The following is a 14996-nucleotide window of genomic DNA, read 5'->3' on the forward strand; positions in this document are numbered from 1 at the left end:
AGGAACGCCATCCTCAACGCTGGTCTGCGCAACTGAGGAACTGGCACCTGGCAGACGCCGTGTATCTCAACCCGGAACGCGAACAAGTGGGAATGAAAAAACTCGCGGCATAAGTTCACGCGAGGCGACAACTACCTTGACACACGCCGTTCGCCAAAAGAAAAGTAAGCAAAAGAAAAGGCGACCCTGGTTGCTGCGTCCCTCCGCTTCGCTGCGGGCAACCTGCGGTGCTCGAGTCAAGCGGGGTCTGGCTAAACTCGCCTTCGGCTCAGACAACGCCAGCCCTGATCCGCTTGTCTCTGCGCTCCTCGGCGCATCCAAAAGGGGTGGGGAAGGAAGACCGAACAGCCAACAGCCGAAGACAAAACCCTGAATACCGAAAACCACAAGGACACGCCGTGGCGTGTCCTTGTTTGTATTTGGCTTCCTGGTATTTCTGTCTTCGTTTCCCGATCCCGCTCCCGATTTGCCCCTTGTGGATGCGCCGAGGAGCGGAGGTCCAGACGGATGAGGGCAAAAACTTGTTTGAGCGAAGCGAGTTGTTTTTGACCCCGGCTGGACCGAGCACCACAGGTTGCCCGCAGCGAAGCGGAGGGACGCAGCAACCAGGGTCGCCTTTTTTTGCTTACTTTTTTTGGCGAAGCAAAAAAAGTGAGTCGCATGCCGGGCGACCCCGGCCAGCAAGCCTATGCAAAAGGCAAGAGCGCGCAAGCCGGCGCAAGCCCCGGCTAACGCCCCTCCCCCGGCGGCTGACTGACGATAGACAGCAGAAAGTCGATATCGGCAGGCTTGACGACATGGTGGTCAAAACCCGCGCGCTGCGACTTCAGGCGGCTCTCCGCCTCGCCGTAGCCGGTCAGGGCGACCAGCACCGCGTTTTTGGATTCGGGGCGGCTGCGCAGCTGGCGAGCCACCTCGAAGCCGTCCATGCCCGGCAGGCCGATGTCGAGAACGACGACGTCGGGCACGAAGGCCTGCGCCAGCGCCAGGGCCGACGCGCCGTCGTGGGCGATGCTGACGACATAACCCTCCAGCTCCAGCAAGACCTTCAAGGTCTCCGCCGACGCGGCCAGGTCGTCCACCACCAGGATCCTGCGGGTGGCCGCCTGCGCGGGCCGGGCGGCCCTGGGCGCATCGGCGGCGGGAAGGGCCGCGCCCTGGGCGGGAAGGCTGGCCGGGAAATAGAGCTGGATGCGGCTTCCCTTGCCGCGCCCTTCGCTGTACGCCTCGACCTTGCCCTGGTGCAGTTCCACCAGGTGCTTGACCAGCGTGAGGCCTATGCCCAGGCCGCCCTGCGCGCGGTCCAGCGCCTGGTCGCCCTGCGCGAACAGGTCAAAAATGTGCGGCAGGAATTCGGCTTCTATGCCCTGCCCGCTGTCGGCCACGGCGATGCGCACGCCCTCGCCGTGCAGCGACGCGCTCAGCGTGATCTTTCCCTGCATGTCGGTGAACTTGGAGGCGTTGTTCAGCAGGTTGGAGAGCACCTGCGACAGGCGCACCAGGTCGCCCTGCAGGACGACCGCCTCGTCCGGGATGTCGACCGTCAACTGTTGCTGGCGCGCCTCCAGCAAGGGGCTGCTGGCCTCGACGGCGCGCTCGCACAGCGTGGAGAGCAGCAAGGGCGCCATGTGGACCATGACCTTGCCGCGCACGATGCGCGAGACGTCCAGCAGGTCGTCGACCATCCTGGACATGTGGTCCACCTGGCGGGCGATCACGTCGCGCGCCCACACCACCGTCGGGTCCGCCACCCTGGCGCCGTGGATGATGTGCACCGCGTTGCGGATGGGCGCCAGCGGGTTGCGCAGCTCGTGCGCCAGCATGGCGAGGAATTCGTTCTTGCGGCGGTCGGCCTCCTGCACCAGGCTGTAGAGCCTGGCGTTTTCCATGGCGATGGAGGCGCGCCCCACCACTTCGCTGACCAGCGCGGCATCGGCCTGCGCAAAGCCGCCGGCCTTGCCGAACAGGATGAGCGCGCCCAGCATCTGCTCGCCGGCGACCAGCGGGCAGACCGCCATCTCATCATGGTCGGCGGGCAGTTCGGGCCACGCCTGTTGCGCGGACGAAACCGCGGGCGCCGCGCACAGCTCGGCCGAAGGCAGGAACTCGATCTTGCGCGCGAGCATGGTGCCGCGCACCACCGCCGCCATGGCCGGGCTCAACTCGCGGTGGCATTCCAGCAATACCGGGCCCTGGGAGGGGTCGGCGCTGCCCGCGATCTTGAGGCAGCGGCAGTGCAGCTCGCCGTGGCCGTCCAGCAGCGCGACGGCCGCCATGGCGCCCAGGCCTGGCACGGCGATGTCCGCCAGCGCATGGGCGGTGGCATCGATGTTGAGCGACATGGACAGGCGCTGGCTGGCGTCCGACAGGTAGGCGGCGCGCCGCGTGGCGTCTTCGGCGGCCGTGCGCGCCGTCTCGGACCGCGCCAGCGCCTCGCGCTCGACGGCCTGCTGCTGCAGCTGCCGGTTCATGCGGTGCAGGTCGACGAAGACCTTGACCTTGGAGCGCAGCACGCCGGGCACGACGGGCGAGGAAATATAGTCCACCGCGCCCAGGGCATAGCCCTTGGCGGCCTGGTCCTCGTCGACATAGGCGGTGATGAAGACGATGGGCGTCTGCGCCGTCTTCTTGTATTGCCGGATCATGCCGGCGGTCTCCAGCCCGTCGATGTCGGGCATGTTGACGTCCAGCAGGATGACGGCGAACTCCATCTGCAGGATCAGGCGCAGGGCTTCGCGGCCCGAACGGGCGCTGACCAGGTTTTGCCCGAGCTCCTCCAGGATGCTGCTCATGACGACGTGCTTTTCGGGCAGGTCGTCGACGATCAGGATGTTGACCCGCTCCAGGCCTTGCATGTTTGCCGGCTCCTGCGGCATGAGAACGGCGCTCACCGCGGAAGCCAGGCGCGCAGCACGGCCAGCAGGTTTTCCGTGTTGACGGGCTTGGACAGGTAATCCCAGGCGCCGGCCTCTATGCATTTCTCGCGGTCGCCCTTCATGGCCTTGGCGGTGACGGCGATCATGGGCAGGCTCTTGCCGGCCGGCAGCTTGCGTATCTCCTGCATGGTGACCAGGCCGTCCATCACCGGCATCATGATGTCCATCAGCACCACGCTGAGCTGCGGGTCGGCGGCGACCTTGGCGATGGCGTCGTGGCCGTTGTCGGCCCAGACGATGTCCATGCCCTCCTCTTCCAGCACGGTGGCCAGGGCGAAGATGTTGCGCATGTCGTCGTCGACGATGAGCACCCTTTTGCCCGCGAGCGATTTGTTGGCGTCGTGCAGGTTCCTCAAGGTGGCGCGCTGGCGTTCCGTCATGCGGGCCTCGTTCAGGTGCAGCGCATGCATGGCCAGGTCCAGCACGCGGGGCATGGACCTGGCCTCGCGGAACTGGTAGCCGTCGCGCGACTGCCAGGCGGGCTGGTTCTGCGCGTCTATGGTCCCTTCGCGCCAGACCACCACCGGCAGCGGCCCGAGCGCCGGGCGCGCCGCCAGGGCGTCGCGCATGCGCTCGAAGCCTTCCGTCAGTGAGGGGTCGTCGGTGACGGCGCATTCAAAGCGGGCGAAGTCCCCGGGCTTGACGTCGGCCAGCGAGGCCACGGACAGGCACTGCACGTGGCTGTGCTGCAGCAGGCCGGCGACCTCGCCGCGCAAGGCCTCGTCCTTCAGGGCGACGAGCACGTGCCGCACCATGCGCGACACATAGCGGTGCAGCTTCTCCAGCATCCCGTCCAGCACTTCCTTGGACGGAATCGGTTTTTCGATGAAGGCCATGGCGCCCGAGCGGTAGGCGCGCTCCTTGGAGTCGTCGGTGGAGATGACGCAGACCGGGATGTGCCTGACGCTGGCGTCCTGCTTGATGCGATCCAACACGCGCCAGCCTTCCATGTCCGGCAGGTGCATGTCCAGCGTGATGGCCGAGGGCTTGAACTCGGCCGCGAGCGTGAGCGCGCGGGCGCCCAGCGAGGTCACCAGGCCCTTGAAGCCCTTGGCGCGGGCGGCGTCGAGCAGGAAGCTGGCAAAGGCCAGGTCGTTCTCCACGATCAGCAGCACGAAGTCGCCGGGCTGTATGGTGTGCCTGTCGTCGCCGGTTTCATCGACGGGCGAATGGGCGTCCAGGGGCGAAGCGGAATCGTCAAAGGCGGTTTCCGGCTTCTCAAAGCCCAGCCGGCTGACGGGCGCGCCCGGCTCGATGCGCTCCGCGGCGCTGCCGCCGGGCTTGCGCGCGCCGCGCTGCGAGGAGTAGGTCAGCGGCAGGTAGAGCACAAAGCTGCTGCCCTCGCCCGGCGCGCTGGACAGGCGGATCTCGCCGCCCAGCAGGCGCGAGAGTTCGCGGCTGATGGCCAGGCCCAGGCCGGTGCCGCCGTATTTGCGGGAGGTGGAGCCGTCGGCCTGCTGGAAGGCTTCAAAGATGATCTGCTGCTTGTCGCTGGAAATGCCGATGCCGGTGTCGGTGACGGAAAACGCCAGTACCTGCTGGGCGCGGTTGAGTTCCTCGTTGTCCGGGCTCCAGCCGGTGAAGACCTCCTCGATGGCCAGCGCCACGTGGCCCTGGTGCGTGAACTTGAAGGCGTTGGACAGCAGGTTCTTGAGGATCTGCTGCAGGCGCTTGACGTCGGTCACCATGGACACCGGCAGCTGCAGCCCGGTGCTGATCAGGAAGTCCACGTTCTTGGCCTCGGCCACGTGGCGGAAGGTGCGCTCCACATACAGCTGCAGGTCGGACAGGCGCAGCTCGTTGACGTCCACCACCACCGTGCCGGACTCGATCTTGGACAGGTCCAGGATGTCGTTGATCAGCATCAACAGGTCGTTGCCCGACGAGTGGATGGTCTTGGAAAATTCCACCTGCTTGCTGGTCAGGTTGCCTTCGGAGTTCTTGCACAGCTGGTCGGACAGGATCAGGAGGCTGTTGAGCGGCGTGCGCAGCTCGTGCGACATATTGGCCAGGAACTCCGACTTGTACTTGGAGGTCAGCGACAGCTGCTTGGCTTTTTCTTCCAGCGCCTGGCGGGCCTGCTCGACCTCCTGGTTCTTGCGTTCCACCTCGTCGTTCTGCTGGACCAGCAGGTGGGCTTTTTCCTGCAGTTCCTCATTGGTCTGCTGCAGTTCTTCCTGCCGGCTCTGCAGCTCCTGCGCCAGGGACTGCGACTGCGTCAACAGGTCTTCGGTGCGCATATTGGCTTCGATCGTGTTGATCACGATGCCGATACTTTCCGTCAGCTGGTCCAGGAAGGCCTGGTGCGTCGGGTTGAAGCGTTCGACCGAGGCGAGCTCGACCACGCCCCGGACCTGGCCTTCAAAAATGATGGGCAGCACCAGGATGTCCATGGGCGCGACTTCGGTGAGGCCCGATGAAATCTTCAGGCCCTGCGGCAGCGAGGACGTCAGCAGGATCTTCTGCTTGTCGAAAGCGCACTGGCCTATCAGGCCCTGGCCCAGGTCGATTTCCTTGCCGTAGGCGCCCTGCCCTTCGGAGGCATAACTGGCCATGAGGCGCAGGCGCGGCCTTTCCTGGGTGTAGCTGAGCACATAGAACTCGGCCTGCTGGGCACCCACCACCGGGGCCAGTTCCGAGAGGATCAGGTGGCCCACGGCCACCAGGTCTTTCTGGCCCTGCAGCATGCGGCTGAACTTGGCCAGGTTGGTCTTGAGCCAGTCCTGCTCGGTGTTGACCTGGGTCGTGTCCTTGAGGTTGCGGATCATTTCATTGATCGTGTCTTTCAGCGCGGCCACCTCGCCCAGCGCTTCCACCGTGATGGAGCGCGTCAAGTCGCCCTGCGTCACGGCCGTCGCCACCTCGGCGATGGCGCGCACCTGGGTCGTCAAATTGGCGGCCAGCTGGTTGACGTTTTCGGTCAGGCCCTTCCAGGTGCCGGCTGCGCCCGGCACCTTGGCCTGGCCGCCCAGCTTGCCTTCCACCCCCACTTCACGCGCCACCGAGGTCACCTGGTCGGCGAAGGTGGCCAGCGTGTCGGTCATGCCGTTGATGGTGTCGGCCAGCGCGGCGATCTCGCCCTTGGCTTCCACGGTCAGTTTGCGCTCCAGGTCGCCGTTGGCCACGGCCGTTACCACGCGCGCAATGCCGCGCACCTGGCTGGTCAAATTGCCGGCCATGAAGTTCACGTTGTCGGTCAAGTCCTTCCAGGTGCCGGCCACGCCCTGCACGTCGGCCTGGCCGCCCAGCTTGCCTTCGGTGCCCACTTCGCGCGCCACCCGCGTCACTTCAGACGCGAACGATCGCAGCTGGTCCACCATGGTGTTGATGGTGGCCTTGAGTTCCAGGATCTCGCCCTTCACGTCCACCGTGATCTTCTTGGAGAGGTCGCCTGCCGCCACGGCCTTGGTCACGTCGGCGATGTTTCGCACCTGGGACGTCAAATTGCCGGCCATGAAGTTCACGTTGTCGGTCAAATCTTTCCACGTGCCGGCCACGCCCTGCACGTCGGCCTGGCCGCCCAGCTTGCCTTCGGTGCCCACTTCGCGGGCCACACGCGTCACTTCCGACGCAAAGGATCGCAGCTGGTCCACCATGGTGTTGATGGTGTTCTTGAGTTCCAGGATTTCGCCCTTCACGTCCACCGTGATCTTCTTGGAGAGGTCACCGGCCGCCACTGCCGTCGTCACCTCGGCAATATTGCGCACCTGTGCCGTCAGGTTGGAACCCATGGAGTTGACCGAGTCGGTCAAGTCCTTCCAGGTCCCTGCCACGCCCTGCACGTCGGCCTGGCCGCCCAGCTTTCCTTCGGTACCCACTTCGCGCGCCACACGCGTCACTTCAGAGGCAAAGGACCGCAGCTGGTCCACCATGGTGTTGATGGTGTTCTTGAGTTCCAGGATTTCGCCCTTCACGTCCACCGTGATCTTTTTGGACAGGTCACCGGCCGCCACGGCCGTCGTCACCTCGGCGATGTTGCGCACCTGCGCCGTCAGGTTGGAGCCCATGGAGTTGACCGAGTCGGTCAAGTCCTTCCAGGTGCCGGCCACGCCCTGCACGTCGGCCTGGCCGCCCAGCTTGCCTTCGGTGCCCACCTCGCGCGCCACGCGCGTCACTTCAGAGGCAAACGATCGCAGCTGGTCCACCATGGTGTTGATGGTGGCCTTGAGTTCCAGGATTTCGCCTTTCACGTCCACCGTGATCTTCTTGGACAAGTCGCCGGCCGCCACGGCCTTGGTCACCTCGGCGATGTTGCGCACCTGGCCGGTCAAATTGGAGCCCATGGAGTTGACCGAGTCGGTCAAGTCCTTCCAGGTGCCGGCCACGCCTTGCACGTCGGCCTGGCCGCCCAGCTTGCCTTCGGTGCCCACTTCGCGCGCCACCCGCGTCACTTCAGAGGCGAAGGAGGAAAGCTGGTCCACCATGGTGTTGATGGTGTTCTTGAGTTCGAGAATCTCGCCCTTCACGTCCACCGTGATTTTCTTGGAGAGGTCACCGGCGGCCACGGCCGTCGTCACCTCGGCGATGTTGCGCACCTGGCCGGTCAGGTTGGAGCCCATGGAGTTGACCGAGTCGGTCAAGTCCTTCCAGGTGCCGGCCACGCCCTGCACGTCGGCCTGGCCGCCCAGCTTGCCCTCGGTGCCCACCTCTCGCGCCACCCGCGTGACTTCAGACGCGAACGAGGAAAGCTGGTCCACCATGGTGTTGATGGTGTTCTTGAGTTCCAGGATTTCGCCCTTCACGTCCACCGTGATCTTCTTGGAGAGGTCGCCCGCCGCGACGGCCTTGGTCACGTCGGCGATGTTGCGCACCTGGGACGTCAAATTACCGGCCATGAAGTTCACGTTGTCGGTCAAGTCCTTCCACGTGCCGGCCACGCCCTGCACGTCGGCCTGGCCGCCCAGCTTTCCTTCGGTACCCACTTCGCGCGCCACGCGCGTCACTTCAGAGGCAAAGGATCGCAACTGGTCCACCATGGTGTTGATGGTGTTTTTCAGTTCCAGGATTTCGCCCTTGACGTCCACCGTGATCTTTTTGGACAGGTCACCGGCCGCCACGGCCGTCGTCACCTCGGCAATGTTTCGCACCTGCGCCGTGAGGTTGGAGCCCATGGAGTTGACCGAATCCGTCAAGTCCTTCCAGGTGCCGGCCACGCCCTGCACGTCGGCCTGGCCGCCCAGCTTGCCTTCGGTGCCCACTTCGCGCGCCACACGCGTCACCTCGGCCGAGAAGGTGCCCAGCTGCTCCACCATCTTGTTGATGATCATGGCCGTGCGCAGGAACTCGCCCTCAAGCGCCTTGCCTTCTGCCTCCAGCGCCATGCTCTTGGACAAATCGCCCTGGGCCACGGCGCCGATCACGCGCGCCACCTCGCTGGTCGGATGCACCAGGTCGGCGATCAGCGAGTTGATGCACTCGGCGGAGTCGCGCCAGAAACCGCTGGCGTCGGGCACAAAGGCGCGCTCCTTGAGCCGGCCTTCCTTCCCGACCACGCGGCTCAGGCGTTCGAGTTCGCGGGCCATGCGGACGTTTTCGGAAACCACGTCGTTGAACGCATCGGCAACCTTGCCGGGCACGCCGGTCCAGTCCTGGGGCAGGGACGCGCGCACGTCGCCTTTTTTGAGGTCGGTCAATGCGGTCAGCACCACTTTGGTATGTTCGGCCGCCGCATCGGCTTCATCGAGTACTGTATTGATGGCAACGGCGTTTTCGAGCCAGAAGCCCGACAGCTTTTCTTCCGGCAGGCGCCGGCCGGCGCGGGCTGAGCCGCGGGACTTCGACGCCAGTCCCTTGCAGCGGTTGCTGGTCGCCGCCGTCATGGCCGAGAGCTGGTTGAATTCGGCGGCAATCTTTCCATAGACGCCTTCCCACTCCGTGGGCAATGTCACCCCGGGCTCACCCCGCCTGAGCGCACTCAAGGATTTGAGAATCGACTTCAGTTCGGTGTCGCGCTCCACCACCGACAGTTTGGCTAATGCCTCCATGTCATGCATCCTGTATTGAAGGTAACTTTTTGTAGAAACGGGTGCCGAGATTACTCGCGAACATTCCGGATGACAACCAATTCACCTACTATTTCCCCAATGAAAATGCCAATGTGCGGCGCGCCCGTCACAGCCGGCAAACTGTAGGTATCGGCTTACAAGAATCGCCTTGCAAAAGCGGTATATTTTTAAGTTACGCCTTGAAAATATCGCAGCAAATATGTGTGCTGGACAAGGCCCTGGTCCTGCAGCCGGCCTGCAGTTTTCATGAAATCTTTCAGCGACAACAGCACCACCATGAGCATTCAATCCAGCAACCCCGCGGAACAGGCAACAGGACTGCAAAGGTGCGAAGCGGAAGCGGCGCACTACGCGCTGCTGCGGCGCCTGGCCCCGGTGATACGCCACAACATGGCGGGGACACTGCAGCCGATTGCCATGGTGGCCGCGATGCTGGAGCGGCGACTGCAAAAAACGGACGCCGACCCGGAAGTGCTGCTGAAAAACGCGCGCGACATCGTGGCGCTGTCCAAAGAGGCCGCCGCTTCCTGTGTCGACCTGCTGGGCTGGCTCGCGCCCAAGGAGAACCGTCCGATCAAGGCCGATGCGGGCATAGCGGAGTGCCTGGGCATGGTGGTGACGCAGCTCTCGTTCAGGGGTTTTTCCGTGACCGACAACACCGGCCACACCGATGCGCAAGTGCCGCAATCGGCGCTGCGCAATGTGCTGACCGCCGCGCTGATCGTGCTGACCGACGAGGCGGCCGTGCCCGGCACCGTGTTGCTGGAGTCCGAATTCGCGCAAGGCGTGCTGTCGCTCCATCTGGAGCTGAAGGCACCCGACGCTCCCGCATCCGCGCGGGCACCCGAAAAACAGGCTTACCGACCGCTGGAGTGGCGCGACCTGCAAGCCCTGGCCGTGCAGGAATCCGCGCGCCTGGCGCGCTCGGGCACCCGGTTGACCCTGCAATTTGAAGCCTCCGCCGGCGCGGATTCACACACGCTCGCGGAGACGGCGCAAGCCTGAACCGGCGCGCTCTTTCAACTGCCCGCTTTGCGCTTCACGCTTGCGGCGATCACATGTAGGACGAGGGAGCATATGCGTCAAAGGCTTCATGGGCGCTGGCACACTGGGGCAATGAGCTCTTTCCCACGTTTCCAACGCCTTGTTTTGATTTGCGGGCTGGCCGTTTGCGCCGCCCCCTTGCCTGCCAGCGCGCAAACACAGCCGACCCCTTCTGCCAGCGCCGAATCCGGAGCGCCGGCCCTGCTGGGAAAACACGCGGCGCTGGCCGGCCAGCTTGCGCAAAATGTTTACCGCAGGCCGCTGTTCCTGGAGTCCACCGACGGCGCCAACGCGGTGACCGGCAGTGCCTACGCCGTGCTGAATTCGCCGTTCGCCACCGTCAGCGAGGCCTTCAAAAGCCCCAACCGCTGGTGCGAGATGCTGATCCTGCACCTCAACACCAAGTACTGCCGCGCAAGCACGAACGAGAGCCCGAGCACGCTGAACATGAACATCGGAAAGAAAACCGAACAGGAACTGGCGGATGCTTTTGCGCTGCAGTTCAAGTACCAGCTGGCGGCGAACTCACCCGATTACCTGGCCGCGAACCTGAGGTCGGACAAGGGCCCGCTGGGCACCAAGGATTACCGTATCGAGCTGCAGGCGGTGCCGCTTCCAGGCGGCAAGACGTTTATGCACCTGCGCTATTCCTACGGGTACGGCGTCGCCAGCCGCCTGGCCATGCAAGGCTACCTGGCCACGGCCGGCAGCGGCAAGGTCGGCTTCACGCGGGTGCAGAGCGGCGCCACGGCCGGCTATGTGGACGGCATGCGCGGCACGGTGGAGCGCAACACCATGCGTTACTACCTGGCCATAGAGGCCTACCTGGCATCACTGGACAAGCCGCCGGCGCAGCAACTGGAGGCGCGCCTGCAGCACTGGTTCGACGCGACCGAGCAGTACGCCCGCCAGCTGCATGAAGTGGATAAGGAAAGCTACCTGACCATGAAGCGTGCCGAATACCAGCGGCAGCAGGGATCCTGAACCGCAGCTTTAGAAATCCGAGGTTCTTGCCGCCCTGGTCAGCACAGCCTGGGGCGGCACATTGGTGGCCGGTTCGCGAATTGGCAGCGTGGGTTCGGGGGGCGGCGGATCAGTGACCTCGGGCGGCGTGCCCGGGCCGGGCGGAACAATCAGCGGTGGCACCTCGTTGGGAATATAGGTGCCGGGTGCGCCTGGACTCGGCTGGGGAACGGGGACATGAAGTTGCATGGATAAGTCCTTGAATACAGGCGGCTCAACGATCAAGGCGCTGGGCCTGCTTCGATCGCAACCACGACGGACGCACGGCCGGCATGCGGCCGCGCAGCTGTGAACGAAGCACGATGGCAGCCAGGGCGCCCGCCGCAGCGGCCAGCAAGGCTGATTGGCATGGCCGGGCCGCGACATGTGACTGGATGGCTTTGGCCAGGGAAAACGGCCGGCGCATCGCAAGCTCCGCTTCGCGGGCTGACATAGGCGGCAAAGTGTCCGCGAAAGGATCAACCTGCCCCTCGGCAAGCACGGCTTCTTCCGCAGTCTGGAACACATCATCCGTCAGCCGCCGGGGCGCGAGATTGACGGGCGGCAGTTCGGTGGCGGCCGGCGTTGCGGGTGAGAGCGTTGGCATGTTCATGGCGTGAGTTCTCCGGTTGTGGCTTCAGGCAGGCTGGCGCATGGAATCGTCATTGGCCGCCGTATCGACCGCCTTTTCGAGCTTGCGGCTCTGGGTGACGCAGTAGGCCAGCAGGCAGTCGATTTCGGTGGATTTGTCAAAGACGGCATCCACACCGAGTTCGGCGCAGCGCGTTCGCATTTCATTTGTGGCGTAGTTGCTGAACACCACGATTTTCTGGCGCGGCTTGCGCTGCCGGCAGGCCTGCAGCACACCCAGGCCGCTGCCTTTTTTGAGAAACAGGTCCACGATGGCCAGGTCCCACTGGGCCGGGTGGTGCGTCAGCCATTCGGCGCTCTCCGCCTCGGTTTCGGCGCTGCCGACAGCCTCCACGGGCGCCAGTTCTTCCAGGGTGCTGATCAGGTTGTCGCGGATGGTCAGGTTGTCTTCCACGACGTAAGTTCGCATTTTTGTCATCGGGAGATACCAATCCGCATTGCAAGCGTGTGAGGTGGGTAGGGGTTGCCGTTCGTCATGCCTCCAATTTAGTCCAGGCGTGCTTGCTCCGGTGCCGGAGGGACCAGCAAGCCCTTGTAGGAGAAGGCCAGCCTGCGGCGCCATTTTGTTACCGCGCTAAACACCGCAACACACCGGTCCATCCGCAGCGGTTCATCGCGGGTCATCAGCACTGGGCGCCGCGGTAAGCGGTGTCTTACGCGAAGAGGAGAAAGGCCTTACGCGGGCCGCAGGCCTAGGGCTACCACTTGCGCGGCGGGCGGACCTTATCGTCTGTTCACCCTTTTGACGATCACCGATCAATTCACCCAACCACAGGACCACGGGGAACACCATGAAGCTGATGGCCGCACTTTTGACCAGCATGGCTGCGGGGCTGCTGACCGCCTGGCGCGTCAACGCAAGCCCGCGGGATCTCGATCTCCTGCATGTGTTCCTGACCGTGCTCGTCTGCGCGGCGGGGCTGTTCCTGGTGTCCATGGCACTGCCGGACCCGATCGCCGTCATGCTGCAGGAATTCATGGCCTGGTGCCTGGCCGGCACGGTCGCCGCGCTGGGCCTGCTGGCTTCCGTCAAGGTGCTGGAAGGCCTGCTCGACAACTGAATCGCCACCCGGCGCCGCCGCGCGTCCTGAGGTTTCACCGCTTACGTTCCGTCTCCGCTTGCAGACCCAGGCCTCAAGCGGAGCCCTTTTTCTACACAAGGATTTTTCATGCCGCTCTCCAAGCGCACCACGGCCAGCCCCAACCGAAGCACGGACGGAGCCAAAGACAAGAAGACGCAGCTGGAGGCCTTTACCGCGGGCGCAGCCCCGGTGCTGACGACGAACCAGGGACTGCAAATCCCGGACAACCACAACTCGCTGAAGGCCGGCGTGCGCGGCCCGACCTTGCTGGAGGATTTCATCCTCCGCGAAAAGATCACCCACTTCGACCACGAACGCATTCCCGAGCGCGCGGTGCACGCGCGGGGCGCGGGCGCGCACGGTTATTTCAAGCCCTACAAGTCCATGGTGCAGTACACCAGCGCCGGCTTTTTGCAGGACCCGGATGTGGAAACGCCGGTCTTTGTGCGCTTTTCCACCGTGGCCGGCTCGCGCGGCTCGGCCGACACGGTGCGCGACGTGCGCGGCTTCGCCGTGAAGTTCTACACCGCCGAAGGCAACTACGACCTGGTGGGCAACAACATCCCCGTGTTCTTCATCCAGGACGCCATCAAGTTCCCGGACCTGATCCACGCGGTCAAGCCCGAACCCCATAACGAAATGCCGCAGGCGGCCAGCGCCCACGACACCTTCTGGGACTTCGCCTCGCTGATGCCCGAGTCCACCCATATGCTGATGTGGGCCATGTCGGACCGCGCCGTGCCGCGCAGCTATCGCATGATGGAAGGATTCGGCGTCCACGCCTTTCGCTTCATCAATGCGCGCGGCGAATCCTTTTTTGTGAAGTTCCACTGGAAGCCCAAGCTGGGCGTGCACGGCCTGGCCTGGGACGAGGCGCAGAAGATCGCCGGCAAGGATGCCGACTTCCACAGGCGCGACCTGTGGGAAGCGATTGAAAGCGGCAACTTCCCGGAATGGGAGCTCGGTGTGCAGATCGTCGACGAGGGCAAGGAAGGCGAGCTGGGCTTTGACATCCTGGACCCGACCAAGCTGATCCCGGAAGAGCAGGTGCCGGTGCAGATCATCGGCAAGATGGTGCTCAACCGCAACCCGGACAACTTCTTCGCCGAGACCGAGCAGGTGGCCTTCCACCCCGGGCACCTGGTGCCGGGCATCGATTTTTCCAACGACCCGCTGCTGCAGGGGCGGCTGTTCTCGTACACCGACACGCAGCTGTCGCGCCTGGGCGGCGCCAACTTCCACGAGATCCCGATCAACCGGGCCGTCTGCCCCATGCACAACTTCCAGCGCGACGGCATGCACCGCCAGACCATCCCCAAGGGCCGCGTCGCCTACGAACCGAACACGCTGGGCAACGGCACCGAGTTCAGGGTGGACGGCGGCGCGCAGGGCTTCCAGTCCTATCCGGAGCAACTGGAGCCGCCGAAAATCCGCCGGCGCAGCCCTTCTTTCGACGACCACTTTTCCCAGGCCGCGCTGTTCTGGAACAGCCAGAGCGTGCCGGAAAAAGACCACATCGTGGCGGCCTTCCGCTTTGAGCTGTCCAAAGTTGATGTGCCGGAAATCCGCCAGCGCATGGTGGACAACCTGGCCCACGTGGACCTGAAACTGGCCGCGCGCGTGGCCGCGCCGCTGGGCATCAAGCCGCCGGATCCCAAGGCCGCGGCCGGCCGGCTGGGTTTTCGCGATTACCGCATCACCAGCAAGGTGGAGGAAGACCCGGCCCTGCGCATGGTGGGCCGCCCCGGCGGCAGCGCCAGGACGCGCAAGGTGGCCATCCTGGTGGCCGACGGCGTGGAAGCCGCCGCGCTCAAGCGCCTGCAGCAGGACCTGACGGACGCAGGCGCACAGTGCAAGCTGGTCGCGCCGCACCTCGGCACGGTGAGCACCTCATCGGGCCGGCAGCTGGCGGTGGACCACACCTTCACCAACGCGCCCTCGGTGATGTTCGACGCGGTGCTGATTCCCGGCGGCAGCGAGAGCGTTGCCACCCTGGGCAGCATGGGCGAGGCGGTCCACTTTGTGCTGGAAGCCTACAAGCATTGCAAGACCATTTGCGCGGTGAACGACGGTGCGCAGTTGCTGAGCACCCTGGGTTTCAGCCTGGGCAAAGACCTGGAACAGGTCGGCGTGCCGACGCCGGGCGTGCTGATTGCCGATGCGCGCAAGGTGACGGACGGGCAGGTGTCGCAGGACTTCCTCGCGGCCATCGCCCTGCACCGCCACTGGGACCGGCTCAACGTCGACGCCATTCCGGCGTAAGACCCGTCAAGCGC

The 14996-nt window shown here is 64.6% G+C and carries 9 protein-coding genes; 4 read left to right on the forward strand and 5 right to left on the reverse strand.

The window, feature by feature from the left end; genetic code table 11:
* Window positions 1-728: 728 nt before the first annotated feature.
* Together ACLV74_RS15975 and ACLV74_RS15980 are read right to left on the reverse strand one after the other, a co-directional pair.
* Window positions 729-2891, reverse strand: coding sequence for a response regulator (locus ACLV74_RS15975; RefSeq protein ID WP_411880384.1), 2163 nt, complete (start codon window positions 2889-2891; stop codon window positions 729-731).
* Complete coding sequence (locus ACLV74_RS15980; protein WP_411880385.1) at window positions 2888-8920, reverse strand: HAMP domain-containing protein; 6033 nt, start codon at window positions 8918-8920, stop codon at window positions 2888-2890. Before ACLV74_RS15980 ends, ACLV74_RS15975 begins: the two co-directional genes overlap by 4 nt.
* Window positions 8921-9187: 267 nt before the next feature.
* On the opposite strand from ACLV74_RS15980, the gene ACLV74_RS15985 reads away from it, so the two are divergent.
* Both ACLV74_RS15985 and ACLV74_RS15990 read left to right on the forward strand, forming a co-directional pair.
* Complete coding sequence (locus tag ACLV74_RS15985) at window positions 9188-9946, forward strand: hypothetical protein (protein ID WP_411880386.1); 759 nt, start codon at window positions 9188-9190, stop codon at window positions 9944-9946.
* A 111-nt stretch (window positions 9947-10057) separates the two neighbouring features.
* A complete protein-coding gene (locus ACLV74_RS15990; protein ID WP_411880387.1) occupies window positions 10058-10969 on the forward strand; it encodes a hypothetical protein in 912 nt (303 codons plus the stop codon).
* A gap of 9 nt (window positions 10970-10978) precedes the next feature.
* Here the strand turns inward: ACLV74_RS15990 and ACLV74_RS15995 are convergent, their stop codons facing one another.
* From ACLV74_RS15995 to ACLV74_RS16005, 3 genes are read right to left on the reverse strand one after another with little or no spacing between them, the layout of a single operon-like run.
* Window positions 10979-11197, reverse strand: coding sequence for a hypothetical protein (locus ACLV74_RS15995; RefSeq protein WP_411880388.1), 219 nt, complete (start codon window positions 11195-11197; stop codon window positions 10979-10981).
* A 25-nt stretch (window positions 11198-11222) separates the two neighbouring features.
* Entirely contained in the window at window positions 11223-11600 is a 378-nt protein-coding gene (locus ACLV74_RS16000; RefSeq protein WP_411880389.1) for a hypothetical protein, read from the reverse strand.
* Window positions 11601-11624: 24 nt separating this feature from the next.
* Window positions 11625-12056 (reverse strand): response regulator transcription factor, encoded by a 432-nt coding sequence (locus tag ACLV74_RS16005; protein ID WP_411880390.1) that lies wholly within the window; start codon window positions 12054-12056, stop codon window positions 11625-11627.
* Window positions 12057-12429: 373 nt separating this feature from the next.
* Here ACLV74_RS16005 and ACLV74_RS16010 point away from each other — a divergent pair, with 373 nt between their 5' ends.
* Both ACLV74_RS16010 and ACLV74_RS16015 read left to right on the forward strand, forming a co-directional pair.
* The gene (locus tag ACLV74_RS16010; protein ID WP_411880391.1) at window positions 12430-12699 is read left to right on the forward strand and encodes a hypothetical protein; all 270 of its coding nucleotides are present in this window, start codon (window positions 12430-12432) and stop codon (window positions 12697-12699) included.
* 108 nt (window positions 12700-12807) lie between these two features.
* Window positions 12808-14982 carry a catalase gene (locus ACLV74_RS16015; protein ID WP_411880392.1) on the forward strand — a complete coding sequence of 725 codons (2175 nt, stop codon included), beginning with the start codon at window positions 12808-12810 and terminating at the stop codon, window positions 14980-14982.
* The last annotated feature ends 14 nt before the right edge of the window (window positions 14983-14996 follow it).

It is taken from the genome of Polaromonas sp. YR568 (genome assembly GCF_943369415.1).
GTDB lineage: Bacteria > Pseudomonadota > Gammaproteobacteria > Burkholderiales > Burkholderiaceae_C > Polaromonas.

Excerpts from the sequence above, each read along its gene's own strand:
- ACLV74_RS16015 (WP_411880392.1), top strand. The coding sequence starts at position 12,808 with ATGCCGCTCTCCAAGCGCACCACGGCCAGCCCCAACCGAAGCACGGAC.
- ACLV74_RS15990 (WP_411880387.1), top strand. The coding sequence starts at position 10,058 with ATGAGCTCTTTCCCACGTTTCCAACGCCTTGTTTTGATTTGCGGGCTG.
- ACLV74_RS15995 (WP_411880388.1), bottom strand. The coding sequence starts at position 11,197 with ATGCAACTTCATGTCCCCGTTCCCCAGCCGAGTCCAGGCGCACCCGGC.
- ACLV74_RS15985 (WP_411880386.1), top strand. The coding sequence starts at position 9,188 with ATGAAATCTTTCAGCGACAACAGCACCACCATGAGCATTCAATCCAGC.
- ACLV74_RS16000 (WP_411880389.1), bottom strand. The coding sequence starts at position 11,600 with ATGAACATGCCAACGCTCTCACCCGCAACGCCGGCCGCCACCGAACTG.
- ACLV74_RS15980 (WP_411880385.1), bottom strand. The coding sequence starts at position 8,920 with ATGGAGGCATTAGCCAAACTGTCGGTGGTGGAGCGCGACACCGAACTG.
- ACLV74_RS16010 (WP_411880391.1), top strand. The coding sequence starts at position 12,430 with ATGAAGCTGATGGCCGCACTTTTGACCAGCATGGCTGCGGGGCTGCTG.
- ACLV74_RS16005 (WP_411880390.1), bottom strand. The coding sequence starts at position 12,056 with ATGACAAAAATGCGAACTTACGTCGTGGAAGACAACCTGACCATCCGC.